The organism is Streptomyces sp. XM83C, assembly GCF_023072675.1.
GTDB classification, from domain to species: Bacteria; Actinomycetota; Actinomycetes; order Streptomycetales; family Streptomycetaceae; genus Streptomyces; species Streptomyces thermocoprophilus.
In genome coordinates this window covers 1-6,132 of record NZ_JALLGL010000347.1, presented here as the reverse complement: position 1 = coordinate 6,132, position 6,132 = coordinate 1, and the positions used below count along the sequence as shown (strand labels likewise).

Annotated in this window: 5 protein-coding genes; 4 read left to right on the top strand and 1 reads right to left on the bottom strand. The window is 71.6% G+C overall.

Features of this window, described 5'->3' with window-relative positions:
* Positions 1-59: 59 nt before the first annotated feature.
* Positions 60-755 carry a ScbR family autoregulator-binding transcription factor gene (locus MTQ10_RS26735; RefSeq protein ID WP_247472748.1) on the bottom strand — a complete coding sequence of 232 codons (696 nt, stop codon included), beginning with the start codon at positions 753-755 and terminating at the stop codon, positions 60-62.
* Positions 756-981: 226 nt separating this feature from the next.
* Here MTQ10_RS26735 and MTQ10_RS26730 point away from each other — a divergent pair, with 226 nt between their 5' ends.
* The 4 genes from MTQ10_RS26730 to cyc2 all read left to right on the top strand — a co-directional run bounded on the left by MTQ10_RS26730 (position 982) and on the right by cyc2 (position 6,105).
* Positions 982-1,848: a ScbA/BarX family gamma-butyrolactone biosynthesis protein gene (locus MTQ10_RS26730; RefSeq protein ID WP_247472747.1), complete on the top strand. Its 867-nt coding sequence runs from the start codon at positions 982-984 to the stop codon at positions 1,846-1,848.
* A 69-nt stretch (positions 1,849-1,917) separates the two neighbouring features.
* Complete coding sequence (locus tag MTQ10_RS26725) at positions 1,918-2,574, top strand: ScbR family autoregulator-binding transcription factor (RefSeq protein ID WP_247472746.1); 657 nt, start codon at positions 1,918-1,920, stop codon at positions 2,572-2,574.
* A gap of 39 nt (positions 2,575-2,613) precedes the next feature.
* Entirely contained in the window at positions 2,614-3,810 is a 1,197-nt protein-coding gene (locus MTQ10_RS26720; RefSeq protein WP_247472745.1) for a damage-control phosphatase ARMT1 family protein, read from the top strand.
* A 135-nt stretch (positions 3,811-3,945) separates the two neighbouring features.
* The gene (gene cyc2, locus MTQ10_RS26715) at positions 3,946-6,105 is read left to right on the top strand and encodes a germacradienol/geosmin synthase Cyc2 (protein WP_247472744.1); all 2,160 of its coding nucleotides are present in this window, start codon (positions 3,946-3,948) and stop codon (positions 6,103-6,105) included.
* Positions 6,106-6,132 lie beyond the last annotated feature (27 nt).

Genomic DNA, 6,132 nt, shown 5'->3' with positions numbered 1-6,132 from the left:
GCGGGGGCCCGGCGTGGTGGGGAGGCGCCCGGCCCGGCCCGCCGTGTGTTCCGCGCGGCTCAGCGCACCCCGGCCGGGGCCCGCTCCCCGGCACCCTCGGCGGACTCCGCGTCCTCCGCCGTCTCGATCTCCGCCAGCACCCGCACCCCCCGGTCCGCCCGGCTGTCCAGCCCCGGCAACAGCCCCGGCACCGCGATGCTCGGCAGCATGTGCGCCCACAGCACCGCCAGCCGCTGCCCCAGATCCGCCCGGTCGGTCAACGCCCGCGACATCAACTGGATGCCGGTGAACGACCCGACCAGCAGATCCACCGTCTCCGCCGGCCGCACCGTCGGCAGCAGCTCACCCTGCTCCGCCGCCTGCTCCAGCAGCGCCGTCAGCCGCCGCGACCACTGCCGGAACGGCTCCCCCCGGTCGATGCCCGCCGGCGTCTCCTGATCCACCGCCAGCCGCACACCGCCCCGCAGCAGCGCGTTGCTGCGCAGCCTCTGCCCCACCGCGAAGGTCATGTCGATGACCTCCTGAAGCTTGCAGCCGCGCGACGGCACCGACCCGAACAGCACCTGCTCCGCCAGGACCGCCTGCGCCAGCGACTCCTTGGAGGGGAAGTGGAAGTACAGGGCGCCCTTGGTGACCTCGGCCCGCTCCAGCACCATCGCGATCGTGGTGGAGGCGTACCCGTGCTCGTCGAAGACCGCGCCCGCGGCTTCCAGGATCACTCGACGAGTCCGGATGGCCCGTTCCTGTCTTGCCATGTAAGCCCCTCCGCGGGCACCGCAGTTGAACGACCCGTACGATCTTACGGAAACGCCCCGATCACTGGGCGTCACAGACCGATCCTTACAAAAACCAACCGGTCGCCTCGTACCCTAACGCCCACTCACCCGGCCCCCCGGAACACCACCGGGTACGGGCGGACCGTACGCGGCCCGTGTGGGGAGAGAGATGCCTCAATCGCGGCAGACGGCCGGGCAGCCGGCCATGACGGCGACCGTCCCCCGCCAGCTCGTGCACCGCGCGGCGGTCGCGGAAACACTGCTCACCGGCTGGCGGCGACTGGCGGACGACCGCTTCACCGTAGCGGCGCAGTGGCCCCGCGCACACGGGCTGCACGTGTCGGCGGACTGGACCGCGTACGATCCGCTGCTCGCCGTGGAAACGGTTCGGCAGAGCGGCACCCTGCTGTCGCACACCGAGTACGACGTCCCGCTCGGCCACCATTTCGTCCTCGACGCCATAGAGGTGACGACGCATCCGGAACACCTCCGCGTCGGCGCCCTGCCCGCCGAGACCGAGGTCAACGTCACCTTCACCGAGGTGCAATACCGCGGCCGGCGCCCCTCCTCCGCCCGCTACACCGCCGAGGTGCTGCGCTGCGGCGCCCGCGCCGCCACCGCCGACGTCTCCTTCACCTGCCTCGGCGAGGCCGTCTACCGGCGCCTGAGATCCGGACGCACCCCGGACACCGTCACCGCACCGCCCGCCCCGCCCGGACTGCCCCCGGAAGCGGTCGGCCGGGCCCTGCCGGGCGATGTCGTCCTCGCCCCCGCCGACCGCGAGGACCGCTGGCGGCTCCGGGTAAATACCGCACACCCCGTTTTCTTCGACCACCCCCAGGACCACGTCCCCGGCATGCTGCTGCTGGAGGCGGCCCGTCAGGCGGCCGTGGCCCGTACCGGCGGCAAACAGTTCCCCGTCGCCTACCACGCCCGCTTCCATCGCTACGCTGAACTGGACGAACCCGCGTGGATAGAGATCGCCGGGCCGGACGGCCCCGGCATCCGGGTCCGCGGCACACAGGGCGGAATGCCACTCTTCGACTGTCAGGTCTCCTTGGCGCACACGTGAGTTATCGTGGAGCGGGAGCCAGAAACAAACGGCATGACCCGTTCTTTCCAGTGCAGGAGTGTTCCGCCGATGCCGAGGCAGTTACGCGCCGAACAGACCCGCGCGACGATCATCACGGCTGCCGCCGACCTGTTCGACCAGCGCGGCTACGAGGCGACCAGCCTGAGCGACATCGTCGAGCGCGCGAAGGTCACCAAGGGCGCCCTGTACTTCCACTTCGCCGCCAAGGAGGACCTCGCCCACGCCATCATGGAGTTGCAGTCGGAGGCCTCCCGGCAGGTCGCCGGCGAGGTCGACGGGCACGACTACCCGTCACTGGAGGCACTGATACGGATCATGTTCGCCATGACCCGGCTGTCCGTGCAGGGCCCCGTCACCCGCGCCGGACTCCGCCTCGCCACCGGACCGGTGCCGCTGCGCGAGCCGCTGCGGCACCCGTTCACCGAGTGGCTGGAGATCGTCACCCAACGCCTGCAGAGCGCCGCCCGCGAGAACGACATCCACCCGGACGTCGATGTGGACGCCGTCGCCCACTCCCTCGTCTCGTTCTTCGTCGGCACCCGCGTGGTGGGCCGCCATCTGGAACCCGTCGCCCGACTGCCGCGCAGAATGGCCGAGATGTGGCGCGTCCTCGTCCGCGGACTGGTGCCCGTGACGCGCCGGCCCCGCTACATGACCCTCATCACCCGGCTGGAGCGGGAGGTCATGGCCGCAGCGGCCGTGTGAGCCGACCGCACCGACCCGCACGGAGGTAGGTTGACGCCCATGCCCGACAGCCCCGCCGCCGCCCCCGTGCTCGTCGGAGGCGCCCCCGGCTCCTTCCCGCACAGCGTCCTCGCCGAACGGCACCCCGCGATCATCCGCCAGGTCCAGGACGCCTTCCCCTACGGCCCCGACATCCGCCGCGCACTGGACGCTCTGCTGGACAACTGCACCGGCGGCACGATCGAACCGCTGCCCGGCGACGCCCCCGACCTCGCCCACTGGCAGGCCTGGGGCCTCGCCGAGCACACCGGCCGCACCTGGTTCGAGGTGCCCTGGCTGTTCGCGGAGAGCTACTTCTACCGCCTGCTCCTCGAAGCCGTCGGCTGGTTCACCCCCGGACCCTGGCAGGGCATCGACCCGTTCCGGCCCTCCAAGCTCGCCGAACTCCACTCCGCCGAGACGGACGAGGAACTCGCCGCGCTCGACGCCCTAGACGACCTCCCGCCCGACGACCGGGACCGCGCCCTGCTGCACGGCTCCCTGTGGGGCAACCGCGCCGACCTCGGCTTCCGGCTGTCGGCGGAAGGCGGCGCCGACCGGCACGAGGAGACCTCCGCCCCGCCGCTCCTCGCCGACGACAGCGACACCCTGTGGGCCCTCCTGCCGCCGGGCGGCGGAGCCAGCCTCTGCCTCGTCGCCGACAACGCGGGCCGTGAACTCGTCCCCGACCTGCTGCTCATCGCCCACCTGCTCGCCACCGGACGCGTGACACGCGCGGTCCTGCACCTCAAACCGCACCCGTACTTCGTCTCCGACGCCACCACCGCCGACCTCCTCGACGCCCTGCGCCGGCTGACCGACGCGCCCGGCGAGGCCGCGCGAGGCCACGGGCGGCGCCTGTGGGAGGCGCTCGACGACGACACCCTCACCGTGCGCGCCCACCCCTTCTCCGCCGGGCCGCTGCCGTACGACGCCATGCCCGCCGATCTGCGCGCCGAGTTCGCCCGGCACACCCTCACCGTCCTCAAGGGCGACCTCAACTACCGCCGCCTGGTGGGGGACCGGCTGTGGCCGCCGACCACACCCTTCGCCGACGTCACCGCCCACTTCCCCGGACCGGTCGCCGCCCTGCGCACCCTGAAGTCCGACGTGATCACCGGACTCGACGCCCGCACCGAGGCCGGACTCACCGCCGCGGAGGGACAGCGCTGGCGGACCAGCGGGACACACGCGGTCATCCAGGTACGGGGGAAATGACCGGCACGGCCCGACACCGTGCGGCGGGCGGGCCTCCGCCGGCCACGGGTCATGCGTTCGGGCCCGGTTCACGCGATGGTGTGATCATGTCCCGCCCGCCGGATGGCCCCCGAGAGGCCTGGGTAGGGCCTGGCCATGACGCAGCCGTTCGAACTCCCGCACTTCTACATGCCGTACCCCGCGCGGCTCAACCCGCACGTGGACGAGGCCCGCGCCCACTCCACGCAGTGGGCCCGCGACATGGGCATGCTGGAAGGGTCCGGGATCTGGGAGCAGGCCGACCTCGACGCGCATGACTACGGCCTGCTCTGCGCCTACACCCACCCCGACTGCGACGGACCCGCGCTGTCCCTCATCACCGACTGGTACGTGTGGGTGTTCTTCTTCGACGACCACTTCCTCGACATGTTCAAGCGGACCCAGGACCGCGCCGCCGGCAAGGCCCATCTGGACCGGCTTCCGCTGTTCATGCCGCTCGACCTGGCCACACCCGTGCCCGAGCCGCAGAACCCGGTGGAGGCGGGCCTCGCCGACCTGTGGGCGCGGACCGTGCCCGCCATGTCGCAGGACTGGCGCCGCCGGTTCGCCGTCGCCACCGAGCATCTGCTCAACGAGTCGATGTGGGAACTGTCCAACATCAACGAGGGCCGCATCGCCAACCCCGTCGAGTACATCGAGATGCGCCGCAAGGTCGGCGGCGCGCCCTGGTCGGCCGGGCTCGTGGAGTACGCCACCGCCGAGGTCCCCGCGTCCGTCGCCGGGTCCCGGCCGCTGCGCGTGCTGATGGAGACGTTCTCCGACGCCGTCCACCTGCGCAACGACCTGTTCTCCTACCAGCGGGAGGTGGAGGACGAGGGCGAGAACAGCAACGGCGTGCTCGTACTGGAGAAGTTCTTCGGCTGCACCACCCAGCAGGCCGCCGACACCGTCAACGACATCCTCACCTCACGCCTGCACCAGTTCGAGCACACCGCCCTCACCGAAGTGCCCGCACTGGCACTGGAGAAGGGGCTCACCCCGGCCGAGGTCGCCGCCGTCGCCGCCTACACCAAAGGTCTGCAGGATTGGCAGGCCGGCGGCCACGAATGGCATCTGCGCTCCAGCCGCTACATGAACAAGGGCGCCCGCTCCGCCTCCCCCTGGCAGCGGCTCGGCGGCCAGGGCATGTCCGCCGCCGACGTGGGCGCACTGCTCGCCTCGGCCGCCGCCGACCGGCTGCGCGCCTACCGGCACGTGCCGTTCCAGAAGGTCGGCCCCTCACGGCTGCCGCAGTTCTCCGTGCCGTACCCGGTGGAACTCAGCCCCCACCTGGACCGTGCCCGCGCCCGGCTCGTCGAGTGGTCGCACGCCATGGGCATCCTCAGCGAGGGCGTGTGGGACGAGGACAAACTCGCCTCCTGCGACCTCGCCCTGTGCTCAGCCGGACTCGACCCCGACGCCACCCCCGAGGCCCTCGACATCAGCGCCCAGTGGCTCGCCTTCGGCACCTACGGCGACGACTACTACCCGCTCGTCTTCGGCCACCGCCGCGACCTCGCCGGCGCCCGCCTCGCCACCGAACGCCTGTCGGCGTGCATGCCGCTCGACGGCACACCCGTCCAGGTCCCGGCCAACGCGATGGAACGCTCCCTCGCCGACCTGTGGGCCCGCACCACGCCCGGCATGACCACCGAGCAGCGTCAGCAGCTGAAGAACGCCATCGATGCGATGACGGAGAGCTGGCTGTGGGAGCTGTCCAACCAGACACAGAACCGCATCCCGGACCCGGTGGACTACCTGGAGATGCGCCGGGCCACCTTCGGCGCCGATCTCACCCTGCACCTGTGCCGGATGGGCGTCGGCCCGTCCGTGCCGCCCGAGGTGTACCGCAGCGGCCCCGTACGCGCCCTGGAGAACGCCGCCGTCGACTACGCGTACCTCATCAACGACGTGTTCTCCTACCAGAAGGAGATCGAGTACGAGGGGGAGATCCACAACGCGATCCTCGTCGTGCAGAACTTCTTCGGCTGCGACTACCCGACCGCGCTCGGCATCGTCGACGACCTGATGACGCAGCGGCTGGAACAGTTCGAGCACATCGCCGGCAACGAACTGCCCGTCCTGTACGACGACTTCGACCTGTCGGACGAGGCCCGGGCCGCGATGGACGCCTATGTGGCGGACCTGCGCCACTACGTCGCCGGAATCCTCAACTGGCACCGCACCGTGCCGCGTTACCGCGCCGAGTATCTCGCCGGGCGGGCCCACGGCTTCCTGCCGGACCGGGCCCCGGCGCCGGTGCTCAGCCCGGGCTGACGGGGCCTGGGGGCGGGGCGGTTCCGG

What these genes read in the sequence shown, in the direction of transcription:
- MTQ10_RS26730 (WP_247472747.1), top strand. Translation starts at nt 982, where the DNA reads ATGACGGCGACCGTCCCCCGCCAGCTCGTGCACCGCGCGGCGGTCGCG.
- MTQ10_RS26735 (WP_247472748.1), bottom strand. Translation starts at nt 755, where the DNA reads ATGGCAAGACAGGAACGGGCCATCCGGACTCGTCGAGTGATCCTGGAA.
- MTQ10_RS26720 (WP_247472745.1), top strand. Translation starts at nt 2,614, where the DNA reads ATGCCCGACAGCCCCGCCGCCGCCCCCGTGCTCGTCGGAGGCGCCCCC.
- cyc2 (WP_247472744.1), top strand. Translation starts at nt 3,946, where the DNA reads ATGACGCAGCCGTTCGAACTCCCGCACTTCTACATGCCGTACCCCGCG.
- MTQ10_RS26725 (WP_247472746.1), top strand. Translation starts at nt 1,918, where the DNA reads ATGCCGAGGCAGTTACGCGCCGAACAGACCCGCGCGACGATCATCACG.